Origin of the sequence: Embleya sp. NPDC008237 (genome assembly GCF_042956465.1) — a bacterium.
Classification (GTDB): Bacteria; Actinomycetota; Actinomycetes; order Streptomycetales; family Streptomycetaceae; genus Embleya.
Map to the genome: position 1 here is coordinate 265,226 of NZ_JBIBGL010000008.1, position 25,424 is coordinate 290,649.

Below are 25,424 nucleotides of genomic sequence, written 5' to 3' on the forward strand. Positions count from 1 at the left end.
CCCGGCCCGCCTCAGCAGCGGTCGGGCACCGCCCGACGGCGGTTCGCCGCGGTGCCGTCGACCTCGGCGAGCAGCGCACCGAACAGCCGAGCGACCCGGTCCTGGGCGGGGGTGGGGCGGCGCCTCCGCAACTGCTCGACGAGTTCGTCGTCCTGGCGCAGCAGGCCCAGGTCGGCGGTGCCGGATCGGCCGCCGAGCCGCACACCGCCGCCGCTCACGCGGTCTTCTCCTCGCCCGCCAACGCCCTCAGGCGAGTCAGCGCACGATGCTGCGCGACTCGCACCGCACCGGGCGACATGCCCATCGCCCGCCCGGTCTCCTCGGCGGAGAGCCCGACGGCGACCCGCAGCACGAGCAGTTCGCGCAGGTTGTCGGGCAGCCGACCGAGCAGGGCCCGGGCGTGGGCGGCGTCACTGCGCCGCACCACCTGATCCTCGGGGCCCGGATGGTCGTCCACCGCCTCGGGCAGATCGCACGTGGGCACCGCGCCGCGCATCGCGGCGCGCTGCACGTCGACCACCTTGTGTGCCGCGATGCCGAACACGAACGCCTCGAACGGACGGCCCTCGTCGCGATAGCGCGGCAGTGCGGACAGCACCGCCAGGCAGACCTCCTGCGCCGCGTCGTCCGCCGCGTGTTCGGCGCCGGAGACCCGACCCAGCCGGGCCCGGCAGTAGCGCAACACCAGTGGTCGGACGTACGCGAGCAGTTCGTCGGTCGCCTGCACGTCCCCTCGGACCGCGCGAACCACGACGGCACGCATGCCGTCGTCGGCCTGCGCGTGTGCTTCGTACGGCTCGTCCGGCATTCGCTCGGGGGTCCCACCCATGCCATTCAGTATGCAGGGATCGGCGACCGAATCGCGGCCATGCCGACCCGGGGGACTCATCCGGCCCCCCGGGCAACGGCAATCACCGCACGGACCCTCGCCCGTCGGGGGCCGCCGGCACGCGCGTCATCGCACAAGTCCCCACCGACCGTGCCCACCCGGGGAGCAACTCCCCGGGCCCCCACGGCCGGGGGAGTCCTCGCGTGCGTGCGTCATCGCACGAGTCCCCACCGGAATCCGAGCGCGACCGCATGGGCCCGGTCGGATGCGCCCAGCTTCTTGAACAGCCGGCGTGCGTGGGTCTTGACCGTGTCCTCCGACAGGAACAGCTCACGCCCGATCTCGGCGTTGCTGCGCCCGTGGCTCATGCCTTCGAGCACCTGGATCTCACGTGCCGTCAGGGTCGGCGCCACGCCCATGTCCGGCGAGCGCAGTCGCCGGGGTGCGAGCCGCCAGGTCGGATCGGCGAGCGCCTGGGAGACGGTCGCGCGCAGTTCCGCGCGCGACGCGTCCTTGTGCAGATATCCCCGAGCCCCGGCGGCGACCGCGAGGGCCACACCGTCCAGGTCCTCGGCCATCGTCAGCATGATCACCCGTGCGCCGGGGTCGCCGGCCAGAAGGCGGCGCACCGCCTCGACGCCGCCGAGCCCGGGCATCCGCACGTCCATGAGGACGAGATCGGACCGCTCCGCGCCCCAGCGCCGCAGTACCTCCTCGCCGCTCGTGGCCGTCGTCACCCTCTCGACGCCGGGGACCGTGGCCACCGCCCGCCGCAGGGTCTCCCGGACCAGCGGGGAATCGTCGCAGACCAGGACGGTCGTCATCGCCGGCCTCCGCAGTGGATCCGCGTCACGTTGAGCCTCCACGCCTGTACGTACCGTTTCCTTTGCGGCGGTCCCGAAGGACGGGGCACGGGGTTCGACCCCGACCGCCTTCGTCGCCAACCGCTTCACCCACCCCAACGAGCATCACTCGAAAGGGTTACGGGGGGAGTTCCGCTCCGCCGTTACGACAACGACACGACCAACCCCGAGGACACGCAGGGGTGATCCCTCGCGCACCCACCGTCACATTCCACGGCGTCGCCGCTCCGAATCCCGCCGGTTTGCGCCCACTCACGCCCCCCTGCGCCCCCATACGCCACCAGAGTGAGTAATTTTTTCTGCTTTAGGTGCATAAGTGGGAATTAGGATTGGAACTGATCAATTCGTGACACAGTCGCACCTACTTCTGATCGCTTGATCACGACTGTTCTGCACGGTCTGCACCCGAGGTGGCAACCCTGCTCACCGACAACTCGTACGCGATAAGCAAGAGGGACGAGTCATGGCTGATTTCTCGCGACTCCCCGGCCCCAACGCCGATCTGTGGGACTGGCAGCTCTCGGCAGCCTGTCGCGGAGTCGACAGCGCACTGTTCTTCCATCCCGAAGGCGAGCGCGGCGCCGCCAGGGTCGCCCGAGAGGCTTCGGCCAAGGAAGTCTGCATGCGGTGCCCGGTCCGTCGCCAGTGCGCCACGCACGCCCTCAAGGTGCGCGAGCCGTATGGCGTATGGGGCGGGCTCACCGAGGACGAACGGGTCGAACTCGACAGCGACCGCCGGCACGGGGTCGCCGCGGAGCGGGCGGCGGCAGCCGTGGCGCACCGCGGGTCCGAGGCGCTGAGGCACTGAGACATCGAAGGCCACAACCGAACGAGGCTCGGCGGCCGGCCCCCGATCGGGGGCCGGCCGCCGAGCCTCGTCACGCACGTGTCACCGGGTGCGGCCGGCCGGTCGGCTATCCGAACGCGGACATGTCCATCTCCCACACCTTCGGCCAGTCCTTGCCCCGGAACGCCGCGTCGGTGCCGCCGTCGCAGAAGACCACCGAGCCGACGAAGAACGTCGACTCGCCGCCGAGCAGGAACGCCACCAGCGCGGCGATCTCCTCGGGTCGGCCGCCCCGGCCGGCCGGGATCGTGCTCAGGAACATCTCCATGCCCTCGGCGGTCAGCGGGTCCTTGCGCCCCTCGGCCGTCATCGGGGTCTCGATCAGGCCCGGCGCGATGGCGTTCAGCCGGATCCCGTCCGCGATGTACTCGGCGCACCTGGTCCGCGCGTACCACGCGAGCGCGGCCTTGCTCGCCGGATAGGCCTGAAGCGCGGCGAGTTCGCCGAACGCCTCGGTGGCCTTCGCCGCGCCCGCCTCGTCGCCCGCCAGACACAACTCGGCCACCTCGACCGGCCAGTTCGGCTGGGCCGTCGTGGAGTTGGAGCTGATCAGCACGACGGACGCGTTCGTCCCGGCCGCCAGCAGCGGGCGCAGCCCCTCCAGGAGGGCGATCGCGCCGAAGTAGTTCACCGCCACCAGCAGGCCGCCCGAGCGCCCGGTGGCCGCCGCCAGCCCGGCGAACGGCACGAAGCCGTCGAGCACGCCGCCGGACAGCTCGGTGACCTTCGTGATCGCCTCGGTGCGGCCCTCGGTGGTGCTCAGGTCCACCTCGACGTCGGCGTCGTGCAGGTCGACGCCGATCACCCGGTGACCGTCCGCCTCCAGCCGGGCCTTGGTGGCGGCGCCCAGGCCCGAGGCCGCGCCGGTGATCGCGTAGGTACCCATGCTTCTCCTTCGATGGTGCTCGACCGACAGTGCTCGACGACAGTCGCCCGACCAGGCTTCTGACGGACCGTCAGTCAACGGCTCCGGGCACTCTCGCAGATCGGGCCGGCACCGGAAAGGCCGACGGGCCCGACCGCTGGAAAGCGGTCGGGCCCGTCGGGGGTGTCGCGGGTGAAACTAGTGCGAGTGGCCGTGGCCGCCGTGGCTGTGCGCGGCGGGCTCCTCCTCGGCCGGCTTCTCGACGACCAGGGTCTCGGTCGTGAGCAGCAGCGACGCGATCGACGCGGCGTTCTGCAGCGCGGAACGGGTCACCTTGACCGGGTCGATGACGCCCGAGTCGACCAGGTTGCCGTACTCGCCGGTGGCGGCGTTGAAGCCGTGCCCGACGCCGAGCTCCTGCACCTTGTTCACGATCACGTAGCCCTCGAGGCCCGCGTTCTCGGCGATCCAGCGCAGCGGCTCGACCGCGGCGCGGCGCACGACCGAGACGCCGGTCGCGATGTCGCCGGTCTGGCCGAGGTTGTCGGCGAGCACGGAGACGGCGTGTACCAGGGCGGTGCCGCCGCCGGCGACGATGCCCTCCTCGATGGCCGCGCGGGTCGCGGAGACCGCGTCCTCGAGACGGTGCTTCTTCTCCTTGAGCTCGACCTCGGTGGCCGCGCCCACGCGGATCACGCACACGCCGCCGGCCAGCTTCGCGAGGCGCTCCTGGAGCTTCTCGCGGTCCCAGTCGGAGTCCGTGTCGTCGATCTCGCGCTTGATCTGCTTGACCCGGTCGGCGATCGCGGCGGCGTCGCCGGCGCCGTCCACCAGGGTGGTCGCGTCCTTGGTGATGGTGATGCGACGGGCACTGCCGAGCACCTCCAGGCCGACCTGGTCGAGCTTGAGGCCGACCTCGGGGGCGATGACCTGACCGCCGGTCAGGATCGCCATGTCCTCCAGCATCGCCTTGCGGCGGTCGCCGAAGCCCGGGGCCTTGACCGCGACGGCGTTGAACGTGCCGCGGATCTTGTTCACGACCAGGGTCGACAGCGCCTCGCCGTCGACGTCCTCGGCGACGATCAGCAGCGGCTTGGACGCGCCGGCCTGGATGATCTTCTCGAGCAGCGGGAGCAGCTCGGCGATGGCCGAGATCTTGCCCTGGTGGATCAGGATGTACGGGTCGTCGAGGACGGCCTCCATACGCTCCTGGTCGGTGACCATGTACGGCGACAGGTAGCCCTTGTCGAACTGGAGGCCCTCGGCGAACTCCAGCTCCAGACCCATGGTCTGGGACTCCTCGACGGTGATCACACCGTCCTTGCCGACCTTGTCCATGGCCTCGGCGATCAGCTCGCCGATCTGCTTGTCCTGCGCCGAGAGCGCGGCGACGGCGGCGATGTCGTCCTTGCCGTCGATCGCGCGGGCGGTCTTGAGCAGCTGCTCGGACACCGCGGCGACGGCGAGGTCGATGCCCTTCTTCAGGTCCATCGGGGCCGCACCGGCGGCCACGTTGCGCAGACCCTCGCGCACCAGCGCCTGGGCGAGCACCGTCGCGGTGGTGGTGCCGTCACCCGCGATGTCGTTGGTCTTGGTCGCGACTTCCTTGGCCAGCTGCGCGCCGAGGTTCTCGTACGGGTCCTCGAGCTCCACCTCACGGGCGATCGTCACGCCGTCGTTGGTGATGGTCGGGGCACCGAACTTCTTGTCGATCACGACGTTGCGGCCCTTCGGGCCGAGCGTGACCTTGACGGTGTCGGCCAGCGCGTTGACGCCGCGCTCCAGCGACCGTCGGGCCTTCTCGTCGAACTGGAGGATCTTCGCCATGAGGGTCTTCGTCCTTAAAGGTTGCTAGTCGACGTCGTACAACCGACTCCGCCCCGGGTCCACCGGCCGCGAGGGCAGGGCGATCCGGGGCGGGGTCGTCGAACCGTCACCGGTTCCGGCGCGTCAGCGCGATGTCACTTCTCGATGATCGCGAGCACGTCGCGGGCCGAGAGAACGAGGTATTCCTCGCCGTTGTACTTCACCTCGGTGCCGCCGTACTTGCTGTACAGCACGGTGTCACCGACGCTCACGTCGAGCGGCAGACGCTGACCGTCCTCGAAACGACCCGGGCCCACGGCCAGGACGACGCCCTCCTGGGGCTTCTCCTTGGCGGTGTCCGGGATCACGAGACCCGACGCGGTGGTCTGCTCGGCCTCAAGCGTCTGAACCACGATGCGGTCCTCGAGCGGCTTGATGGCAACCTTGGTGTTGGCGGTCGTCACGATGCGACCTCCCCCTTCGGAGATCTCACGGAAAAATGTCTGTCGGCGATGGGACAGATCCGTCGTCGCGGGTGCCGGACCTGCTCGTATCGCACTGGCACACTCATGGGGAGAGTGCCAGCACAGACACTAGGTGGCGGTTAGCACTCCGTCAACCAGAGTGCCAGATTCAGCGCGTCGGATCGCATTGTTCATACCGGTGGCCGTCGAATCGGCGGGCCGACTCGCTCGGCGAGAATGACCGCGTGCACACCGAAGCTTTCACCGCGCTGCTCACCGACGAGGGCCGTTCGCTGCTGGACCTGCTCGCCGACCACGCGGTCGGCGACGAGTTGTCGCTGGCCACCCGGCTGCGTCGGGAACACCCGCCCGAGCTGGTGGCCGCGGCGCTCACCCAGTCCCGGCTGCGGCAGCGCGGGCGGGCCAAGTTCGGCGCGGACGCGGCGCGGATGTACTTCACCCCCAATGGGCTGGAACAGTCCACCCGTACCTCGGTGGCCGAGCACCGGGCCGCCCGGCTGGTCGCGGCCGGCGGCATCGACCGGGCCGTGGACCTGTGCTGCGGCATCGGCGGCGACGCGCTCGCGCTGGCCCGCGCCGGGATCGCCGTACACGCGGTCGACCTGGACCCGCTGACCTGCGCGGTGGCCCGGGCCAACGCCGAGGCGCTGGGCCTGGCCCGGCTGCTCACGGTCGAGTGCGCGGACGTGACCGAGGTGGACCTCGACGGCTACGACGCGGCCCTGATCGACCCGGCCCGGCGCACCGCACGCGGACGCACCTTCGACCCGGAGGCCTACGCGCCGCCGTTCTCGTTCCTGACCACCCTCGCCGCCCGGGTGCCCTGCGGCGCGGCCAAGGTCGCGCCGGGCATCCCGCACGAGATCGTGCCCGCGGGCATGGAGGCCGAGTGGGTCTCCGATCGCGGCGACGTCAAGGAGGCGGTGCTGTGGTGGGGCCGGCTCGCGCACACCGCCCTGCGCGCCACCGTGCTGCCCGGCGGCGCGGCGCTGACCTCGGGCCGGGCCCGCCCGGCGCCGGTGGGCCCGATCCGCCGTTACCTCTACGAGCCGGACGGTGCGGTGATCCGGGCGCACCTGGTGTCCGAGGTCGGCGACTTGGTGGACGGCAACCTGGTGGACGAGACGATCGCCTACCTGACCTCGGACCGGCTGGTGGGCACGGAGTTCGCGAGCGTGTACGAGATCACCGACGTGCTGCCGTTCAACCTGAAGCGGCTCAAGGCGCTGTTGCGCGAGCGCGGGGTCGGCAACCTCACGGTCAAGAAGCGCGGCTCGGCGGTCGAGCCGGAGGAGGTCCGCCGCCGGGTCAGGCCGACCGGCCCGAACGCGGCCACGGTGCTGCTGACCCGGGTGGCGGGCGCGCCCACGATGCTGATCGGGCAACCGGTGTCGACGGCGTAGGCGGGCGGCCTTCCGCCCGTCCCGCGGCCCCGCCGGGACCGCCGGACAAAGCCTGGCTAGCCGATGTAGTCCTCCAGGCGGGCGATCGTGTAGCCCTGGGCCTGGATCTTGCGCAGCATGTTGCCGAACATCTCGGTCATCGTGGTGCCCTTGAGTTCACTCGGCCCGCGGAAGTGGGCCAGGATGATGTCGCCCGGGTGCAGCTTCTTCTCCCCGACGTACTGCATGTCGTTGATCTGCATCGACTCCTGCCACTTCACGATGGCGTCGATCCCGCCGCAGCCGCCGGCCACCGTCTGCGTGGTCGCGTTCCAGTTGCCGTAGGGCGGGCGGAACAGCGTCGGACGCTTGCCGTAGATCTCGGCGAGCCGGTCCTGCTGTCCGCAGATCTGATGCTTCTGCGCGTCCGCGCTCAGGGTCTTGAGGTCGGGGTGGGACAGCGTGTGGTTCTGCACCGTGGCGCCCAGCGCCTGGAGCTTGCGGAAGTATTCCGGGTCCTGCCGCACGTAGGTGTCGTTGAGGAACATCGACACCGGGATCCGCAGGTCCCGCATCATGTCCAGGAACTCGGGGGCCTTCTCGGCCCCGTCGTCGATCGTGATGAACACGATCTTCTCCTGGGTGGGAATCTTCTCCACCACCGGTGGCTTGGCCCCGCCGGCCTTGATCGGCTTGACCGCGGGCGGTGCGGGCGGCGGCGCGAACGGCTTCAGGTTCCACTTGGCGGCGAGCACGGCCGAGTCGGCGCCCGGGGTGTCCGGCTTCGCGGCGGGGGTGGGCTTGGCGGGGCCCGGGCCGGTGACCGCGCCGTCGGAGGGTCGCCCGCTCGCCTTCACCGACGCGGTGTCGTCGGAGCCGCCGCAGCCGGTCAGTGCGACCAGCAGTAGGCCGGCCACGCCGACCCCGATCGAGGCGAGGGCCGCACGCCGCCGCTTTTGTACCGTTCGATGCACCACTGTCGCCGGGGCCTTTCGCTCGCCTGGTCGGATCCGGCCCACGCTACGCGCCGCGGCGGCCTGTCACGGTCCGGACAAGCCCTGTCCAAGGGACTGTCGAAGGACTGTTGAGCAGCCGATGAGCTGGGCACACTCCCGGCAAGGCCAATGGCACGTGCGGCGGCACGCAGCCATCAGCCAAGGCACTCGACCCGCGTCCGGCTTGCGAATGGCCTCCTCGTCGGATGCGGGTCGGGTGTTGCGCGGACCGAGAGCGCGCCCGGAGCCGGTGTCGGCCCGTGACCGACTCCGCCGGTCACGGGCCGACGCTGAGCCGTTCGAAGCTCCACTCGTGCGGCGGTCGGGCGACCAGGGTGGCCGGCGGGTCGGGCAGCGGCACCGGCGAACCGGTCCACAGCGCGATCACCACCACCCGATCGCCGCCCTGTTCGTCCGTGGCGGCGAATACCTCGACCCGTTCCAGGCCGGGCGCGCCGACCACGGCCGGCAGGGCCGAGGCATGCACCCACTCGGCCAGCGCCGCCCCCCGACCGACCTCGGTCCTGGCCTCCCACATCGCCGCGATCGCCATCCGGTCCCTTCCGTTCGCTCGGACGTCTCGTGTGCCTCGGCGCCGCTACGAAAGTGCCTGCGACACCGTGACCGGCATCGAGGAGTCGGCCGGGATGGACAGCGTGGAGGGCGCCCGGTCCCGGGCGACCATCTCGGCGCCGAGCGCGGCGACCATCGCGCCGTTGTCGGTGCACAGGCCCGGCCGCGGCACCCGCAGGACGATCCCGGCCGCGTCGCAGCGCTCCTGCGCCAGCGCGCGCAGGCGGGAGTTGGCGGAGACGCCGCCGCCCATCATCAGGTGCTCGACGCCGTTCTCCTTGCAGGCCCGGATCGCCTTGCGGGTCAGCACGTCCACGACCGCCTCCTGGAAGGAGGCCGCGACGTCCGCCACCGGCACCGTCTCGCCGGCCCGCTGCCGGGCCTCGACCCAGCGCGCGACCGAGGTCTTGAGGCCGGAGAAGGAGAAGTCGAAGGGCGCGTCCCGCGGCCCGGTCAGCCCACGCGGGAACGCGATCGCCGAGCGGTCGCCCTCGCGCGCCCACCGGTCGATCACCGGTCCGCCCGGGAAACCGAGCCCGAGCACGCGCGCGACCTTGTCGAAGGCCTCGCCGGCCGCGTCGTCGATGGTCGACCCGAGCGGCCGCACGTCGGCGGTGATGTCCGGGACCAGAAGCAGCGAGGAATGCCCCCCGGAGACCAGCAGCGCCATGCACGGCTCGGGCAGCTTGCCGTGCTCCAGCTGGTCGACGCACACGTGCGAGGCCAGGTGGTTGACGCCATACAGCGGCTTGTCCAGCGCGACCGCGTAGCCCTTCGCCGCCGCGACGCCGACCAGCAGCGCACCCGCCAGGCCGGGACCCGAGGTCACCGCGATCGCGTCGATGTCGTGCATCGTGACGCCGGCGTCGGCGAGTGCCCGACGCACCGTCGGCACCATCGCCTCCAGGTGCGCACGACTGGCCACCTCCGGTACGACACCGCCGAACCTGGCGTGTTCGTCGACGCTGGAGGCAACCGCGTCGGCGAGCAGCGTGGTGCCGCGCACGATGCCGATACCCGTCTCGTCGCACGAGGTCTCGATGCCCAGGACGAGTGGTTCGTCAGCCACCGGTGGCCGTTCCTTCCCGACGTTCCCGGAGATCGCAGCGCATCACCAGCGCATCCACGTTGGCGGGCTGGTAGTAGCCCCGCCGCACGCCGATCCCCTTGAATCCGAAGCGCTCGTAGAGCGCCTGTGCGCGGGAGTTGTCCACGCGCACCTCCAGCAGTACGTCCCGACAGCCGCGTTCGACCGCCAGGTCGAGCAGCTCGGTCAACAGCACCGCGCCCAGGCCCTTCCCCCACCGATCGCGGCGCACCCCGATCGTCTGCACGTCGCCCTCGTCCCCGATCACCGCGAGCCCGGCATACCCGGCCAGCCCCCCGGCGTCGTCCTCGGCGACCACGTAATAGCGCAACTCGGGCTCGGACAACTCCGACCAGAACATCCCGGCCGACCACGCATCCTCGACGAACAGCTCATGCTCGAGTCGCATGACGTCCTCGATGTCCCACCACCGCATCCGCCGCAGCCGAGGCCCGGTCTCCATGCCCGAAGTCTATCGACAGCCCAACCAAGCCCTCACCGCATCCAACCCCAGCCCATCAAACACTCCACCCCAACCACCCCAACCAAAACCCGAACCCAACAAACCCACCCAACCGACACTTGAGGCGAACCAGCCCGGCCGGCGCATGAGGCCACTCAGCCCGGCCGGCGCTTGAGGCCACTCAGCCCCGCCGGCGCATGAGGCGAACGAAGCCCGGCCGGCGCTTGAGGCCAAGCAGCCCCGCCGGCGCTTGAGGCGAACCCAGCCCGGCCGGCGCATGAGGCCACCCAGCCCCGCCGGCGCATGAGGCGAACCCAGCCCGGCCGGCGCATGAGGCCACCCAGCCCCGCCGGCGCATGAGGCGAACCAGCCCGACCGCTAGCCCCGTCCCCCCGGCCCAGCGGGCGTAACAACCTTGTACCCCACGGGAACCTGCGCATCGGGTCGACGCAGATACAACGGCTCGGGAGCAAGCAACTCGCCACCCCCCACCAGCCGTTCAACGGCGAACGCCGCCAGCGCCGCCGCATCCGGGTGCTCCGGCAACCGCACGTCACCGAACGCCGAGGCGTACAGCGCGGCACCCGCACCCACCGCCGGCAGCCCCCGGACCTCCTCGCCCAGGTCCCCCGCCCGATCCACCGCCGGGCCCGCCACGCGCGCACCCGCCGCGTCGTACCGCGCCCAGTACACCTCCTTGCGCCGCGCGTCGGTCGCCGCCACGAACGGCCCGGTGACCGTGCCGTCCCGACCCGCCGCGTACGCGAGCGCGTCCAGGGTGCACACGCCGTGCACGGGGATGCCGAGCGCGTCGCCCAGCGCGAGCGCGGTCACGATGCCCACCCGCAGGCCCGTGTACGGCCCGGGGCCCACCCCGACCGCGATGTCGGTGAGCTCGGCGCGGGTTCGACCCGCCGCCCGCAGCACGTCGACGATGCCGGGTGCGAGCAGTTCGCCCTGGCGACGTGCGTCGACCCGGGTGGAGTCGGCGAGGACGCCGGAATCGTCGTGGAGGGCGACCGTAACGGCCGGGGTCGCGGTGTCGAAGGCAAGCAGCAGCACCGCACCAGGCTACCGACCACACCCGGCCCTCCGAGCACGACCGACCGCGCCCGCCCAAAAGGACACAACTCCCGCACCGGGCAACCGCCCTTCCGCGTCCGCGGTGCGCGTCGGCCCCGGCGGCGAACGAAAAATGGACCCGGCTCCGACGCGCGGGCGGCACCTGCCGGCACCATGGAGGCCACCACACGGCGGAAGAGGGACCCAAGGCAATGGCGAAGCGGCTCAACCCGGGCGTGGCCGTCGCGGGCATCACCATCGCCGCGCTGGTCGGCGTCGGATTCCTCGCGGCACAGGCCGCGAACTCGGCACCGGAGAACCGGGGGATAGCGCGCACGAGCACGCCGACGCCGTCCGCCGCGTCCGGCGCACCCGCACCCCCGGTCTACGTCCCGCCGCCCGTGCCCGCCAACTCCGGCACCGGCAAGCGGGTCGTCTACTCGCTCAAGGACAGCCACGTCTGGCTGGTCGACGAGGCCGAGCGCACGCTGCGCGAGTACCGGGTCGTGAACGCGCCGGTCAAGCCGCAGCCGGGCTCGTACCAGGTGACCCTGAAGAAGGAGGAGGCGCAGACCGGCAGCGACAGCCTGCGGATCACCCACTCCGTGCGCTTCGGGGCGGTACAGGGCATCCCGCTCGGTTTCGCGGCCACCGACACCCCGCTGGACAAGATCGACACCGGCAACAAGTCCACCCCCTCCCCCAGCGGCACCGCCCGCCCGCGGACCTCCGCACCGCCCGCCAAGCAGAGCGCGGGCGTCCGCTCCAACACGGAGGACGGCGCCGCCCTGTGGGCCTTCGCCCCGGTCGGCACGCCGGTCATCGTGGTGCCCTGACCCACACTCTGTCCGATATGCCACGCCACGCCCATCATTGCCCCGCCCTGCGACTGTTTCCAGGTATTGCCCCCATATCATCAGGACGATGATCCCTCCGGTCCCACCGCCCCACGGGGCACGCGCGACTGACCGGACAGGGGCCCGTCAGGGCAATGGCACCGAGGAAATGGTGGCGGCGTGGCGCACGACTCCTCCGGCCCGAGCAGTCCCGGCGACGTCCAGGGGCCGGCTCCCCGGCGCAGGCTGTTCGACTATCCGCGCAGCAATCGGCAGGGACTCCGGCGCTGGCTGCCCTCGTTCAAGCACCTGCTCACCTTCGTCCTCCTGGTGCTCTCCGGCCTGTTCGCCGCCGTCGGTCTGGTCTACGCGGTCACCCCGGTCCCGCACGCCGTCAACGCCCAGGCCCGGCAACAGAGCAACGTCTGGTACTGGAGCGACGGCACCGAGATCACCCGCACCGGTGCCACCAACCGGCAGACCGTGCCGCTGTCCGCGATCCCGATCGACGTGCAGCACGCGGTGCTGGCCGCCGAGGACCGTTCGTTCTACTCCAACTCCGGTGTCTCGATCACCGGCACCGTGCGTGCCCTGCTGCGCAACGCGGCGGGCGGCGGGGGCGGGCTCCAGGGCGGCTCGACGATCACCCAGCAGTACGTCAAGAACGTATACCTCACCCAGGAACAGACACTGGCGCGCAAGTTCAAGGAGGCGATCATCTCGGTCAAGCTCGATCGCACCGTCTCCAAGGACGACATTCTCGCCGGCTATCTCAACAGCGTGTACTTCGGCCGCGGCACGTACGGGATCGAGGCCGCCGCACAGGCGTACTACGGCATCGACGTCGGGCAACTCACCGTCGAGCAGGGCGCCTACCTCGCGGTGCTGCTGAACGCGCCCAGTGCCAACGACGTGCGCGACAGCACCGAGGCGGGCCGCCGGCGGGTGCTCGCGCGCTGGAACTACGTGCTGGACGGCATGGTCAAGGAGAAGTGGCTCGCTCCCGAACAACGCGCCGGCATGGTCTTCCCCGAACCCGTCGACCCGCGCCCGGCGGCCAACCTGGCCGGCGTCAACGGCTACCTGGTGGAGATGGCCAAGCGCTATCTGCTCGACCACAAGGTGGTCGACGAGGACCGCCTCGACGCGGGCGGCTATGCGATCACCACCACGTTCGACAAGGGCAGGACCGAGGCGCTGTACCGGACCGTGCAGGACCAGCTCGCCCAGTCGCTGGACCCGGCCGAGCGCTCGGCCGACGTCGGCGTGCGGGTCGCCGCCGCGTCCGTGGAGCCGGGTACCGGGCGGATCGTCGCGGTCTACGGCGGCCCGAACTACGTCAGGCAGTTCGTCAACGACGCCACCCGCCGCGACGTGCAGGTCGGCTCCACGTTCAAGCCGTTCGTGCTCGCGGCGGGGCTGCGCGACGGGGTGCAGGACGGCGACGGCAGGCGCGACCGGATCAGCTCGCGCACGATGTACAACGGCAACGACAACGTGGTGATCCGCTACCCGAACGGCAGGCCCGTGCTCGAGGACGGCGTGCCGTGGCAACCCGGCAACGAAGACGGCGTCAGCTACGGGCAGATCACCCTGGCCCGGGCGATGGACAGGTCGGTGAACACCGTCTACACCCAACTCGGCATGGACGTCGGCCCCGACCGGGTGGTGCGGGCCGCGGTGGACGCGGGACTGCCCACGAGCACGCCGGGCCTGCGACCGGTGCCCTCCGTCTCGTTGGGCACCTCCACCCCCAGTGCGCTGGACATGGCCTCGGCGTACGCCACCTTCGCGGCCGAGGGCAAGCAGCGCGACGCCTATCCGGTGGACAAACTGACCCGGTCCGGCGACTCGATCGACCTGCCCGAGCACGACGTGCAGGACGCCTACGACGACCGGCAGGCGAACGCCGTCACCCAGGTCCTGCGCGGTGTCGTGGACGGTGGCACCGGTTCTCGCGCGCAGGCGCTGAACCGCCCGGCGGCGGGCAAGACCGGCACCACCGACGACAACCGCGCGGCGTGGTTCGTCGGGTACACCCCGGACCTGGCCACCTCGATGGGGATGTTCCGCGAGGACGCGAACACGCACGCGTTCCTGTCCATGTCCGGGGTGGCCGGGCTGGCCCGGGTGGACGGCGGCAACCTGCCGACCCGGATGTGGACGACCTACATGCGGGCCGCGCTCGCCGGGCATCCGGTCGCCGAGTTCCCGGAGGACACCTCGGGCGGCCTCGGCGGCGCGGACACCAGCCTGGTGCCGCCGGACACCTCCAGCGCCACGCCCAGCGCCCCGGCCACCGCGAGCAGCAGCCCGCCGGCCGGCGGCGACACCGGCACCACCGCGCCGCCGAGCACACCCCCGGCGACCGGCACCCGTCCGCCGGCCGGCTCGGCCGGGCCGACCGGCTCCGGCGGCGCGGCGACCAGCCGCCCGCCCAGCCGGGCCCCGAACTCGCCCGTTGTCCCGACCGCACCCGAGTCGCCGGCGGCACCCGGCCCGTGATCCGTCGCCCCCGGAAAACCGGTCGGCAGGTCGGGCGGTCGGGCGGTCGGCAGATCAGCCGTTCAGCGCGTCCAGGTCGGCGCTCGCCCAGCGGGCGCCGACCCCGGTCACCACGATCGTGCGCACCTCGTCGCCGGCGAAGTCGGTCGGGCTCCCCGCGAGCGCATCCGCGCCGACCTGATCGCGCGCGATGGCGATCTCCAGGCGGTCCTCGGTCAGTTCCTCGACCATGCCCTCGCCCCACTCGACCACGGTCACCGACTCCTCCATCGACGCGTCCAGGTCCAGGCCGTCGATCTCGGCGGTGACGTCGGCCGACCCGCCGAGCCGGTAGGCGTCCGCGTGCACCAGGGCCGGCCCGCCGACCTCGGACGGGTGTACCCGGGCGATCACGAACGTCGGCGAGGTCACCGCGCCGCGCACGCCGAGGCCGACCCCGATGCCCTGGGTCAGCGTCGTCTTGCCCGCGCCGAGCCCGCCGGACAACACGATCAGGTCGCCGGCCCGCAGCAGCTTCGCCAGGCGTGTGCCGAGCGCGCGCGTGTCCGCACCGCCGCCGACCGTCACCGTCACACTTCGCACCACTTCAGCACTCCCACCAGACCGAACTCGCGGGCCCGAACCGCCTCGGGTCCGCCGTCCCCGATCGGGCCCCGATCGTGCTCGGGGTCGCGACTCGGGATCACCGCTCGAGATCACTGTCCATCAGGATCCCGCTCTCCGTCGATTCCGACCTATGCGGACGATTCGTCGCACGTGTGCCCACGGGATCGCCCGACCCGCCGCTTCGGTGCCCGCACGGCGCGCGCGAGAAGCTCGCGCAGCGCCGCGTTCACCACCTCCGGGTGCTCCAGCGGGGTCAGGTGTCCCGACTGCGGCACGACCAGCAACTCGGCGTCCGGCAGCGCCTCCTTGATCGCCTCGCTGTGCGAGGCCGGCGCGATCAGGTCCCCCTCGCCGGCCACCACGAGCGTCGGTACATCCGCCAGCGCAGGCAGCGCGGCCAGCTTGTCGTGCGTCTCGAAGGCCGGGAAGAACTCGGCGATCACGTCGATCGGGGTGCCGGAGATCATCCGATCGGTGAAACGCACCAGGGTCGCGTCCACTTCGGAGTCGAACGCGTACCGCTCGGTGAACAGGTAGACCAGATCCCGGGCGGCCCGCCGACCCGCCTCCACCAGTGCGGCCCGGCGGCCGAGCGTGCGCAACAATCCCGGCGCGACGCGGTGCACCAGCCGGGCGCCGGCCGCCGGGATGCCCAGCGTCACGGTCGCCCAGCGGCCCGCCGAGGTGTTCATCAGCGCGACGCCGATCACCCGGTCCCCGAACAGTTCCGGATGTTGATCGGCCAGCGCCATGATGGTCATCCCGCCCATCGAGTGGCCGAGCAGCACCAGCGGCCCCTCGGGCGCCAGTTCGGTCAGCACCGTGTACAGGTCCGCGCCGAGGTGGTCGATCGTCGAGGTCTCCGGCGCGCCGCGGCCGGACCGGCCGTGGCTGCGCTGGTCGTACAGGACCAGCCGGTATTCCTCGCGCAGTTCGGCCCGCTGGTAGTGCCAGCAGTCCATGTCCAGGCAGTAGCCGTGACACAGCACCACGGTCACCGCGGCGTCGAGTCTGCCGTCCACTTCGGCGTACAACTCGACGCCGTCGCCGGTGGTGACCACACGCGACTCGCCGCGCAGCGTGCCGAACTCGGCCAGCGCGTCCAACTGGGCCTCGGTGCGCCGGCGGAACGCCCGCCCGACGGTCATCCGCTCGATCGCCACGCCCGCGGCGGCACCGGCCGCGAGCACGCCGACCGCGGCGCCCAGGATGCCGGCCCGGCGGCCCAGCGCCCGCCCACCGCCGGAGCCGCTCGGCACGGGGGTGGTCACGGCGCGACCGTCCCGGTGCCGGCCGTTCCGCTGCCGGCTGTTCCGGTGTAGACGCGAGGCACCCGCGCGCCGATCCGGGTGACGATCTCGTAGCTGATCGTGTCGATCGCCCGGGCCCAGTCCTCGGCGGTGGGCTCGCCCCGGTCGCCCGGGCCGAACAGGATCGCCTCGTCGCCCGCGGCGGCGTCGTCGTCACCGAGGTCGACCACGAACTGGTCCATCGCGACCCGGCCCACGATGGTGCGCCGGCGGCCGGCCACCAGGACCGGGCCGACGTTGCTCGCGTGCCTGGGGATGCCGTCCGCGTAGCCGGTGGGCACCAGCGCGAGAGTGGTGTCCCGCTGCGCGATCCACGAATGCCCGTAGGACACGCCGTGCCCGGCGGGCACCCGCTTGACCCCGGCCAGGCCGGCCGCCAGCGTCATCGCGGGGCGCAGCCCGAAGTCGGCGGGGCCGCCGACCTCCGGCACGGGCGAGAGGCCGTAGCTGACCAGGCCCACCCGGACCAGGTCGAAGTACGCCTGCGGCAGCAGCAGGGTCGCGGGCGAGTTGGCCATGTGCCGCACCTCGGGGGTGACCCCGCAGCCCTCGGCGTGTGCCAGCATCGCGGTGAACTCGGCCAACTGGGCCGGGACCGACGGGTGCCCGGGCTCGTCCGCGCAGGCGAAGTGCGACCACAGGCCGACCACCTCGACGGAGCCGTCGGCCTGCGCCTTGAGCCCGGCGTCCACCAGGGCCGGCCAGTCGGCGGGCGTGCAGCCGTTGCGTCCCAGGCCGGTGTCGGCCTTGAGGTGCACGCGCGCGGTCCGGCCCGCCGCGCGGGCGGCCTCCACCACCTCGCGCATCGCCCAGAGCCCGCTCACCGAGATGTCCACGTCCGCGCGCACCGCGTCCTCGAACCTGTCCCCGGGGGTCCACAGCCAGGTGAGCACCCGGCCGGTGTCGCCCGCCGCGCGCAGGGCGAGTGCCTCCTCGACCACCGCCGTGCCCAACCACGTGGCGCCGGCCTCGCGGGCCGCTCGCGCGCACGGGACCATGCCGTGCCCGTAGGCGTCCGATTTGACCACGGTCATCACCGCCGCCGAGCCCACTCGGGCGCGCACGGCCGCGATGTTGCCCCGAATCGCATCGAGATCGATCCGCGCCTCGGCACGCATGTGGCTGGTGGTCCTTCCGACGACGGTCAGCGACGAGAGTCCGGACCGTGGTCCCGGACGGATCCGGGACCGGGCGTCCCGGAGTTCGAGAGTCCCAGTGTGGCAGGCCCGTGCCGGGCCGGCGTCCCTGTCACGGGCCTGTGACGTCCGCCCACACCGTGGGCAGCGCCCTGATCAGGTCCGGAGCGGTCACCGGGCCGGGCAGCGCACGGGCGGCGAGGCCGTGCAGATAGGCGGCCACCGAACCGGCGTCCAGCGCGTCCAGGCCCGCCGCGAGCAGCGCGCCGGCCAGGCCGGAGAGCACGTCGCCGCTACCCGCGGTGGCCAGCCACGGTGTACCGGTGGGATTGATCCGGGCCCGGCCGTCGGGCGCGGCGACCACCGTCGTGGTGCCCTTGAGCAGCACCACGCAGTCGTGCAGCGCGGCGAGTCGACGTGCGTGCTCCAGCCGCTCGGCCTCGATCCGCTCACGGGTCGTCTCGATGCCGGCGGCGGCGAACAGGCGCACCGCCTCGCCCGCGTGCGGGGTCAGCAGGGCGGGGGCCGACCAGGTGCCGGGCTTCGTCCGGGCCAGCAGGGTCAGCCCGTCCGCGTCCACCAGCACGGGCACCTGCGAGCGCAGCACGTTCGTCCAGCGCGCCTCGGCGTCCGGATCGGTGTCCAGTCCCGGACCCACCACCCACGCCTGCACCCGGCCCGCGTCGGCGGGCGCCGCGGTGGTGGCCAGCGTCTCCGGCCAGGCCGCGAGCACGGGGCCCAGCACGTCCGCGGGGCCGGTGCAGCGGACCGCGCCCACGCCGCCGCGCACGGCCGCGCCGACCACGAGCACCGCCGCGCCGGGATATCTGGGCGAGCCGGCGACCACGCCGAGCACCCCGCGGGAGTACTTGTCGCTCTCGGCCGAGGGCTCGGGCAACAGTCGGGCCACGTCCGCGTGTTGCAGGACGGTCAGCCGCGGGTCCGGCAGGTGCGGGTCGAGCCCGATGTCGACCAGGTGCCGCACCCCGGCGTGTCCCGCGCCGGGGTCGACCAGCAGGCCGGGCTTGTAGGTGCCGAACGTGACCGTCACCTCGGCGCGCACCGCGGCGCCCTCGACCCGCCCGGTGTCCGCGTCCACCCCGCTGGGCACGTCGACGGCGACCACGATCGCATCCCGTACGTGCGCGAGCAGTTCGGGCGCGGGCGGGCGCAGCGCACCGCGGCCGCCGATCCCGACGATCCCGTCCAGCACCAGGTCGGCCCGTCCGAGCAGGTCGATCAGGTCGGACCGGGAGGGCTCGCGGGCGTCCCACACCCGCACCCCGGCCCGCCGCGCCGCGGCCAGGCCGCCCGGGTGGGCCCGCTCCGGCGCGAGCAGCAGCGCATCCACCCGCGCGCCGCGTCGGGCCAGCAGGCCGCCCGCGTACAGGGTGTCCCCGCCGTTGTCGCCGCTGCCCACCAGCAGTGCGACCCGCGCGCCGTACACCCGATCGAGCACCCGTACGCACGTGTTCGCCAGTCCCGCCGCGGCGCGCCGCATCAGCGTGCCCTCGGGCAGCGTGGCCAGCAGCGCGGCCTCCGCGGCCCGTACCTGTCCGACTTCGTGCGCTGCCCGCATGCGGACGCCCCCTCAGCCCTCGGCGATCACGACAGCGGAAGCAATGCCCGCGTCGTGGCTGAGCGACACATGCCAGTGCCGCACGCCCAGTTCGGCGGCCCGGGCGGCCACGGTGCCACGGACCGCGAGCAGTGGCCGGCCGGATTCCCCGGTGGTCACCTCGGCATCGCACCAGTGCAGCCCGCCGGGCGCGCCGAGCGCCTTGGCCAGTGCCTCCTTGGCGGCGAACCGGGCGGCCAGCGACGCGACGCCGCGTTCCTGTCCGGGGCGCACCCAGCGCTCGCCCTCGGTGAAGAGCCGATCGGCCAACCCCGGGGTCCGTTCCAGCGACTGCCCGAACCGCGCGATGTCCGCCACGTCGATACCCACACCGATGATCACACCCAGAGCCTACAAACACCGCCCACAGACACCGCCTGCGAACACCGCGGACTGTGCCCGGGCCGAGCCCACCCGGGTCCGGGCACACACGCATCCGGGCCGCATCCCGCAGGGGATGCGGCCCGGTGGGCTCGCCGTGTGGTCGTGCCGCCGGGTCACGAGGCCTCGACGACCTCGGCCCGGTTGCGCTCCTTCGTCTCGACATCCGCGACCCGGGTGACCGGCAGGTCGACCCGCACCTCGGTGCGGCGCTTGGGCTGCCGCTGTCCGAGCAGCATCGCGCCCAGGGCGATCACCAGTCCGAGCACCTGGAGCAGGGTCAGCGTCTGGCTCAGCACGACCAGGCCGGCGAGGGTGGCGACCACCGGGTTGACCAGGCCGAGGAAGGACGCCACGCCGGCGCCGAGGCGCTCGATGCCGCGGAACCACAGCACGTAGGCGAGGGCGGTGCCGATCAGGACCAGGTAGCCGAAGCCGAGCAGGTTGCGGCCGGTGGGCACCGGCGGCATGCCCTCGACGGCGAACATCAGCGGGACGATCACCAGGCCGCCGACGGTCAGCTGCCAACCGGTGGTGGCGAGCAGCGAGACGCCCTCGGGCCGGCCCCAGCGTGCCGACATCACCACGCCCATCGCCATCAAGGTGGTGGCCAGCAACATCAGCCCGACGCCGATCGGGTCGATCCTCGCCTGCGAGCTGAGCACGAGCAGGGCGACCCCGACCACGCCGCCGACCCCGGCGAGCAGCACCCGCGCCTGCGGCCGGACCTTGAGGATCAGGAACGACAGGCCCGCGACGATCAGCGGCGACACCGCGCCGATCGTGGCCGCGACCCCGCCGGGCAGCCGGTAGGCGCCGGCGAAGATCAGCGGGAAGAACAGCCCCACGTTGAGCATGCCGAGGACGAACGACCGCCACCACCACACCCCCGTCGGCAGCCGTCTGGACAGGGCGACCAGGAGCAGGCCCGCGGGCAGCGCCCGCACGCCGGCGGCGAGCAGCGGGCGGTCCGCCGGAAGCATCTGCGTGGTCACGAGGTAGGTGGTCCCCCACGTGGCCGGGGCCACGGCCGTCGCCAGGAGCATCCCCACCCGACCGAGTCCCTTGCTACCACCCTGAACCGCCATGACTTTCACCTCAACGTTAGCTTTGCGAGCAGTGACTATCTGAACGTTGAGATAAGTAAATACCTTGGATCTGCGAGCGTCAAGTAGATGAGCGTTGAGATAAATTGGTGCCATGACCGAACTCGACACACACGACGTGGACACCCGCGACGCCATCGACGACGTGTGGGACCAATGGCACCGCGAGCGCCCCGACATCGAACCGAGCAGCCTGGACGTGATGGCGGCGGTCGGTCGGATGAACCGGCTGCGCCGGCACATCGACCAGACGTTGCGCACCTACTTCGCCCGGTACGGGCTCGACTTCTCCGAGTTCGACGTCCTGGCCACCCTGCGCCGCTCCGGCGGCGTCGAGGGGGTCAGCGCCGGCTCCCTGCTGCGCTCGGCGATGGTGACCTCCGGCGCGATCACCAACCGGGTGGACAAGCTCACCAAAAAGGGGCTGGTGGAGCGCTCGGTCAGCGCGGAGGACCGCCGCTCGGTCCTGGTCAAGCTGACTCCGGAGGGGGTCCGGCTCGTGGACGACATCCTGCTCGGCCACCTGGAGAACGAGGGGCGTTTCCTCGCCGTGCTCGACGAGGCCGAGCGCGACCAGCTCAACGGCCTGCTGCGCAAGCTCCTGATCGCCCAGGGCGACACCCACCTGGGCTGATCCGGACGAGCGCCCCCGGAAGCCCCGCCCCACCACGCAAAAGCCGCCCCGTGCCTCCTCGTTCGAGGAGGCACGGGGCGGCCGGCGGGCCGGGTCGAACTACTCGACCGTGACCGACTTCGCCAGGTTGCGCGGCTGGTCCACCTCGTGGCCCTTGGCGGTGGCCAGCTCACACGCGAACACCTGCAGCGGCACGGTGGACACCAGCGGCTGGAGCAGCACCGGCGTGACCGGGATGCGCACCAGGTGGTCGGCGTACGGCACGACCGCCTCGTCGCCCTCCTCGGCGATCACGATGGTGCGCGCGCCGCGCGCCCGGATCTCCTGGATGTTGGACACGATCTTGTCGTGCAGCACCGAGCGCCCGCGCGGCGACGGAACCACCACCACCACCGGCAGGCCCTCCTCGATCAGCGCGATCGGGCCGTGCTTGAGCTCGCCCGCCGCGAAGCCCTCGGCGTGCATGTACGCCAGCTCCTTGAGCTTGAGCGCACCCTCCAGGGCCACCGGGTAGCCCACGTGCCGACCCAGGAACAGCACCGAACCGGCGTCCTTGAGCGAACGGGCCAGCTCGCGCACCGGCTCCATCGTGTCCAGGACCTTCTCCACCATCTCCGGCATCGCCGCGAGCTGCTCGATCACCTCGGTGATCTCGTCGCCCCACTTGGTGCCGCGCACCTGACCCAGGTACAGCGCGACCAGGTAGCACGCGACCAGCTGGGTCAAAAACGCCTTGGTCGAGGCGACCGCGACCTCGGGACCGGCGTGCGTGTACAGCACGGCGTCCGCCTCGCGCGGCATCGTCGAGCCGTTGGTGTTGCAGATGACCAGCACCTTGGCGCCCTGCTCGCGGGCGTGCCGCTGGGCCATCAGGGTGTCCATCGTCTCGCCGGACTGCGAGATGGTCACCACCAGCGTCTGCCGGTCCAGGATCGGGTCGCGGTAGCGGAACTCGCTGGCCAGCTCGACCTCGCAGGGCACCCGGGTCCAGTGCTCGATCGCGTACTTGGCGATCAGCCCGGCGTGGAAGGACGTGCCGCAGGCGATGATCACGACCTTGTCGATCTCGCGCAGCACCTCGTCCGCGATCCGCACCTCGTCGAGCACCAGGCGCCCGTCGGTGCCGATCCGGCCGAGCAGCGTGTCGGCGACCGCCTTGGGCTGCTCGGCGATCTCCTTGAGCATGAAGTAGTCGTAGCCGTCCTTCTCGGCGGCCGACACGTCCCAGTCCACGTGGTACTCGCGAAACACCGCCGGCGCACCGTCGAAGTCGGTCACCGTGATCGTGTCCCGGCGCAGCTCGACCACCTGGTCCTGGCCCAGCTCGATCGCCTCGCGCGTGTGCTCGATGAACGCGGCCACGTCCGAGGCGAGGAAGTTCTCGCCCACTCCGCGACCGACCACCAGCGGCGAGTTGCGACGCGCGCCGACCACCACGTCCGGGGCGTCCGCGTGCGCGGCGACCAGGGTGAACGCGCCCTCCAGACGGCGACACACCCGGCGCATCGCCTCGGCCAGGTCCCGGCCCGCGCCCGGGAACTCCTCGGCCAGCAGGTGCGCGACCACCTCGGTGTCCGTCTCGGAGCTCAGCTTGTGCCCGCGCTCGGCCAGCTCGGCCCGCAGCGCCGCGAAGTTCTCGATGATCCCGTTGTGTACGACGGCGACCCGGCTCGCGTTGTCCAGGTGCGGATGCGCGTTCGCATCGTTGGGCGCACCGTGCGTGGCCCACCGCGTGTGGCCGATGCCACACGTCCCCACCGGAAGCGGCGCTTCGGCCAGCGCACCCACCAGGTTCGCCAGCTTCCCCGCGCGTTTCTCGCTCACCAGGGCACCGTCGGAGAGCACGGCCACCCCGGCCGAGTCGTAGCCGCGGTACTCCAGCCGCTTGAGCCCGCCGATGACCACATCCAGCGCCGATTGAGCGCCCACATATCCCACAATCCCGCACATGGGGGCCAGCCTACGGGGTCGACATCGGGCCGGCGGAAACACGTTCGACGGCCCGGCGACGGGTCGCGGGCGCGCACTCGGGACAATGGACACGTGCACTCCTTCGCGGCTCAGGGGCCGGCTCGCGACCTGTCCCCCTTCGTCGAACTCGACCGCGCCGCCTGGACCCGGCTTCGGGCCGGGACGCCGCTCCCGCTGACCGCCGACGAACTCGAGCGCCTGCGCGGCCTGGGCGACGTGGTCGATCTCGACGAGGTCTCCGACGTCTACCTGCCGCTGTCCCGGCTGCTGAACCTCTATGTCGGCGCCACCCGGGGCCTCGGCCGCGCGCTGACCACCTTCCTGGGCAACGGCGACAACCCGGGGATACCGTTCGTGATCGGCGTCGCGGGCAGCGTCGCCGTGGGCAAGAGCACCACCGCGCGCATCCTGCGCGAACTGCTCGCCCGCTGGCCCGACCACCCGCACGTCGAACTGCTGACCACCGACGGCTTCCTCTACCCCAACGAGGAGTTGGAGCGCCGCGGGATCATGCACCGCAAGGGCTTCCCGGAGTCCTACGACCGACGCGCCCTGGTCCGCTTCGTCGCCGACGTCAAGGCGGGCAAGCCCGAGGTCACCGCGCCGGTGTACTCGCACCTGACCTACAACATCGTGCCGAACGAGCGACTGACCATCCACCGGCCCGACATCCTCATCGTCGAGGGCCTCAACGTGCTGCAACCCGCGTCGCCCACCGCGGACGGCCGGCCCCGGCTCGCGCTGTCCGACTTCTTCGACTTCAGCGTGTACGTGGACGCCCGCACCCAGGACATCCGCCGCTGGTACCTGGAACGCTTCGTCAAGCTGCGCCAGACCGCGTTCCGCGACCCGGCCTCGTACTTCCGCAAGTACGCGGTGATGACCCCCGAGGACGCGCTCCGCTACGCGGAGAACACCTGGGCCACCATCAACGAGGCCAACCTGGTGCAGAACATCCGCCCCACCCGCGCCCGGGCCACCCTGGTCCTGCAGAAGGACGCGGACCACTCGGTGAGCCGACTGCGGCTGCGCAAGCTGTGAGCCCGAGTACCTTCACGGGATGTTTCATCTACGCCTGATCGTGCCCGCCGACCGCAGTGCCGCGGTCCGCGACCTGCTGCTCACCGAACCCGGCGCCACCCACCTGGTGGTGTGGCCGGGCGCCGCGGTGCAGCCCGCGGGCGACGTGATCGCCTGCGATCTCGCCCGCGAGGCCACCAGCACGGTGCTCGCCGAACTGCGTGCGCTGGACCTGCACGAGGACGGCTCGATCGCGCTCGAGGACCTGGACGTGATGTTGTCCCGGTCCGCGGACCGGGCCGAGCAGGACGCGCCGGGCGACAGCGCCGACGCCGTAGTGTGGGAGGAGATCGAGGAGGCCACCTCGGAGGAGTCCGTGCTCTCCGTGACGTTCCTGGCCTTCCTGGCCCTGGCCACCATGATCGCGGCCTGCGGTGTACTGCTCGACAACCCGATCCTGATCGTCGGCGCGATGGTGGTGGGACCGGAGTTCGGCCCGCTCGCCGGACTGTGCGTGGCCGCGGTACAGCGCCGGCCCCGGCTCGCCGGCCGCAGTGCGCTCGCCCTGCTGGTCGGCTTCCCGGTGGCGATGGCGGCCACCATGGGGTTCACCGCACTGATGGACGTGCTCGGCCTGTTCGACCGCGACATGCTCGAACGCCCGCGCCCGCTCACCGAGTTCATCTTCCAGCCGGACTGGCTCTCGTTCTGGGTCGCGCTGCTCGCCGGCGTCGCGGGCATGCTCTCGCTGACCAGCGCCAAGTCCGGCGCGCTGATCGGCGTGCTGATCTCGGTCACCACCGTGCCCGCCGCGGCCAACGCCGCGGTGGCGATCCGGTACTCCGACTACGCGCAGGCGGCCGGCTCGATGGGCCAACTCGGCCTGAACCTGGCCGGCATCGTGCTCGCGGGCACCCTCACCCTGCTCGTCCAGCGCGGCTTGTGGAGCCTTCAGGCCGCACACGGCAAGCGGCGACCCCCGCCGGCGTCGACGGGGATCGCCAAGTCTTCCTGATGCCGAGGGAGTTCGACTCCGCCAAAGAC

At 72.0% G+C, this 25,424-nt stretch carries 25 protein-coding genes; 7 read left to right on the plus strand and 18 right to left on the minus strand.

The annotated features are described in order from the left end of the window. Nucleotides 1-11 precede the first annotated feature (11 nt). The 3 genes from ACFZBU_RS22230 to ACFZBU_RS22240 all read right to left on the minus strand — a co-directional run bounded on the left by ACFZBU_RS22230 (nucleotide 12) and on the right by ACFZBU_RS22240 (nucleotide 1,653). Entirely contained in the window at nucleotides 12-218 is a 207-nt protein-coding gene (locus tag ACFZBU_RS22230) for a hypothetical protein (RefSeq protein ID WP_020549177.1), read from the minus strand. Then, entirely contained in the window at nucleotides 215-808 is a 594-nt protein-coding gene (gene shbA, locus ACFZBU_RS22235; RefSeq protein ID WP_391585530.1) for an RNA polymerase sigma factor ShbA, read from the minus strand. Before shbA ends, ACFZBU_RS22230 begins: the two co-directional genes overlap by 4 nt. Before the next feature lie 233 nt (nucleotides 809-1,041). Then, nucleotides 1,042-1,653, minus strand: a complete 612-nt coding sequence (locus ACFZBU_RS22240) for a response regulator transcription factor (protein WP_020549179.1) — start codon at nucleotides 1,651-1,653, stop codon at nucleotides 1,042-1,044. Nucleotides 1,654-2,155: 502 nt separating this feature from the next. Here ACFZBU_RS22240 and ACFZBU_RS22245 point away from each other — a divergent pair. Then, nucleotides 2,156-2,500 carry a WhiB family transcriptional regulator gene (locus ACFZBU_RS22245; RefSeq protein WP_391585364.1) on the plus strand — a complete coding sequence of 115 codons (345 nt, stop codon included), beginning with the start codon at nucleotides 2,156-2,158 and terminating at the stop codon, nucleotides 2,498-2,500. A gap of 106 nt (nucleotides 2,501-2,606) precedes the next feature. Here the strand turns inward: ACFZBU_RS22245 and ACFZBU_RS22250 are convergent, their stop codons facing one another. From ACFZBU_RS22250 to groES, 3 genes are all read right to left on the minus strand, one after another. Beyond that, nucleotides 2,607-3,425, minus strand: coding sequence for an SDR family oxidoreductase (locus ACFZBU_RS22250; protein ID WP_391585365.1), 819 nt, complete (start codon nucleotides 3,423-3,425; stop codon nucleotides 2,607-2,609). A gap of 177 nt (nucleotides 3,426-3,602) precedes the next feature. Then, the gene (groL, locus tag ACFZBU_RS22255; protein ID WP_391585366.1) at nucleotides 3,603-5,231 is read right to left on the minus strand and encodes a chaperonin GroEL; all 1,629 of its coding nucleotides are present in this window, start codon (nucleotides 5,229-5,231) and stop codon (nucleotides 3,603-3,605) included. Between the two features lie 134 nt (nucleotides 5,232-5,365). Next, nucleotides 5,366-5,674 carry a co-chaperone GroES gene (gene groES, locus ACFZBU_RS22260; RefSeq protein ID WP_161359282.1) on the minus strand — a complete coding sequence of 103 codons (309 nt, stop codon included), beginning with the start codon at nucleotides 5,672-5,674 and terminating at the stop codon, nucleotides 5,366-5,368. Nucleotides 5,675-5,919: 245 nt separating this feature from the next. On the opposite strand from groES, the gene ACFZBU_RS22265 reads away from it, so the two are divergent. After that, entirely contained in the window at nucleotides 5,920-7,098 is a 1,179-nt protein-coding gene (locus ACFZBU_RS22265; protein WP_391585367.1) for a methyltransferase domain-containing protein, read from the plus strand. 56 nt (nucleotides 7,099-7,154) lie between these two features. Here the strand turns inward: ACFZBU_RS22265 and ACFZBU_RS22270 are convergent, their stop codons facing one another. The 5 genes from ACFZBU_RS22270 to tsaB all read right to left on the minus strand — a co-directional run bounded on the left by ACFZBU_RS22270 (nucleotide 7,155) and on the right by tsaB (nucleotide 11,257). Beyond that, nucleotides 7,155-8,054: a polysaccharide deacetylase family protein gene (locus ACFZBU_RS22270; protein ID WP_391585368.1), complete on the minus strand. Its 900-nt coding sequence runs from the start codon at nucleotides 8,052-8,054 to the stop codon at nucleotides 7,155-7,157. A 295-nt stretch (nucleotides 8,055-8,349) separates the two neighbouring features. Beyond that, nucleotides 8,350-8,625 carry a hypothetical protein gene (locus ACFZBU_RS22275; RefSeq protein WP_391585369.1) on the minus strand — a complete coding sequence of 92 codons (276 nt, stop codon included), beginning with the start codon at nucleotides 8,623-8,625 and terminating at the stop codon, nucleotides 8,350-8,352. A gap of 45 nt (nucleotides 8,626-8,670) precedes the next feature. Beyond that, nucleotides 8,671-9,714: a tRNA (adenosine(37)-N6)-threonylcarbamoyltransferase complex transferase subunit TsaD gene (gene tsaD / locus ACFZBU_RS22280; RefSeq protein WP_391585370.1), complete on the minus strand. Its 1,044-nt coding sequence runs from the start codon at nucleotides 9,712-9,714 to the stop codon at nucleotides 8,671-8,673. Further along, nucleotides 9,707-10,195 (minus strand): ribosomal protein S18-alanine N-acetyltransferase, encoded by a 489-nt coding sequence (rimI, locus tag ACFZBU_RS22285; protein WP_391585371.1) that lies wholly within the window; start codon nucleotides 10,193-10,195, stop codon nucleotides 9,707-9,709. The genes tsaD and rimI overlap by 8 nt, the downstream gene beginning before the upstream one ends. A 378-nt stretch (nucleotides 10,196-10,573) precedes the next feature. Then, nucleotides 10,574-11,257, minus strand: a complete 684-nt coding sequence (gene tsaB / locus ACFZBU_RS22290) for a tRNA (adenosine(37)-N6)-threonylcarbamoyltransferase complex dimerization subunit type 1 TsaB (RefSeq protein WP_391585372.1) — start codon at nucleotides 11,255-11,257, stop codon at nucleotides 10,574-10,576. 212 nt (nucleotides 11,258-11,469) lie between these two features. Here tsaB and ACFZBU_RS22295 point away from each other — a divergent pair, with 212 nt between their 5' ends. Further along, nucleotides 11,470-12,093, plus strand: a complete 624-nt coding sequence (locus ACFZBU_RS22295) for a L,D-transpeptidase (RefSeq protein ID WP_391585373.1) — start codon at nucleotides 11,470-11,472, stop codon at nucleotides 12,091-12,093. Between the two features lie 180 nt (nucleotides 12,094-12,273). Next, nucleotides 12,274-14,598: a transglycosylase domain-containing protein gene (locus ACFZBU_RS22300; RefSeq protein ID WP_391585374.1), complete on the plus strand. Its 2,325-nt coding sequence runs from the start codon at nucleotides 12,274-12,276 to the stop codon at nucleotides 14,596-14,598. Between the two features lie 54 nt (nucleotides 14,599-14,652). On the opposite strand, the gene tsaE is transcribed toward ACFZBU_RS22300, so the two are convergent. The 6 genes from tsaE to ACFZBU_RS22330 form a co-directional block, all read right to left on the minus strand. Beyond that, nucleotides 14,653-15,171: a tRNA (adenosine(37)-N6)-threonylcarbamoyltransferase complex ATPase subunit type 1 TsaE gene (gene tsaE, locus ACFZBU_RS22305; protein WP_391585375.1), complete on the minus strand. Its 519-nt coding sequence runs from the start codon at nucleotides 15,169-15,171 to the stop codon at nucleotides 14,653-14,655. 161 nt (nucleotides 15,172-15,332) lie between these two features. Next, nucleotides 15,333-16,475, minus strand: coding sequence for an alpha/beta fold hydrolase (locus tag ACFZBU_RS22310; protein ID WP_391585376.1), 1,143 nt, complete (start codon nucleotides 16,473-16,475; stop codon nucleotides 15,333-15,335). After that, a complete protein-coding gene (alr, locus tag ACFZBU_RS22315) occupies nucleotides 16,472-17,632 on the minus strand; it encodes an alanine racemase (protein WP_391585377.1) in 1,161 nt (386 codons plus the stop codon). The genes ACFZBU_RS22310 and alr overlap by 4 nt, the downstream gene beginning before the upstream one ends. A gap of 130 nt (nucleotides 17,633-17,762) precedes the next feature. After that, the gene (locus ACFZBU_RS22320) at nucleotides 17,763-19,229 is read right to left on the minus strand and encodes an NAD(P)H-hydrate dehydratase (protein ID WP_391585378.1); all 1,467 of its coding nucleotides are present in this window, start codon (nucleotides 19,227-19,229) and stop codon (nucleotides 17,763-17,765) included. Between the two features lie 12 nt (nucleotides 19,230-19,241). Further along, nucleotides 19,242-19,610 (minus strand): holo-ACP synthase, encoded by a 369-nt coding sequence (locus ACFZBU_RS22325; RefSeq protein WP_391585379.1) that lies wholly within the window; start codon nucleotides 19,608-19,610, stop codon nucleotides 19,242-19,244. A gap of 155 nt (nucleotides 19,611-19,765) precedes the next feature. Beyond that, nucleotides 19,766-20,737 (minus strand): EamA family transporter, encoded by a 972-nt coding sequence (locus ACFZBU_RS22330; protein WP_391585380.1) that lies wholly within the window; start codon nucleotides 20,735-20,737, stop codon nucleotides 19,766-19,768. Between the two features lie 112 nt (nucleotides 20,738-20,849). Here ACFZBU_RS22330 and ACFZBU_RS22335 point away from each other — a divergent pair, with 112 nt between their 5' ends. Further along, a complete protein-coding gene (locus ACFZBU_RS22335) occupies nucleotides 20,850-21,389 on the plus strand; it encodes a MarR family winged helix-turn-helix transcriptional regulator (protein WP_391585381.1) in 540 nt (179 codons plus the stop codon). A 99-nt stretch (nucleotides 21,390-21,488) separates the two neighbouring features. On the opposite strand, the gene glmS is transcribed toward ACFZBU_RS22335, so the two are convergent. Continuing rightward, a complete protein-coding gene (glmS, locus tag ACFZBU_RS22340) occupies nucleotides 21,489-23,339 on the minus strand; it encodes a glutamine--fructose-6-phosphate transaminase (isomerizing) (RefSeq protein WP_391585382.1) in 1,851 nt (616 codons plus the stop codon). Between the two features lie 93 nt (nucleotides 23,340-23,432). Between glmS and coaA the strand changes: the two genes are divergently transcribed. Then, nucleotides 23,433-24,401 carry a type I pantothenate kinase gene (coaA, locus tag ACFZBU_RS22345; RefSeq protein WP_391585383.1) on the plus strand — a complete coding sequence of 323 codons (969 nt, stop codon included), beginning with the start codon at nucleotides 23,433-23,435 and terminating at the stop codon, nucleotides 24,399-24,401. A 19-nt stretch (nucleotides 24,402-24,420) separates the two neighbouring features. Then, nucleotides 24,421-25,395, plus strand: coding sequence for a DUF389 domain-containing protein (locus ACFZBU_RS22350; protein ID WP_391585384.1), 975 nt, complete (start codon nucleotides 24,421-24,423; stop codon nucleotides 25,393-25,395). Nucleotides 25,396-25,424: the final 29 nt, after the last annotated feature.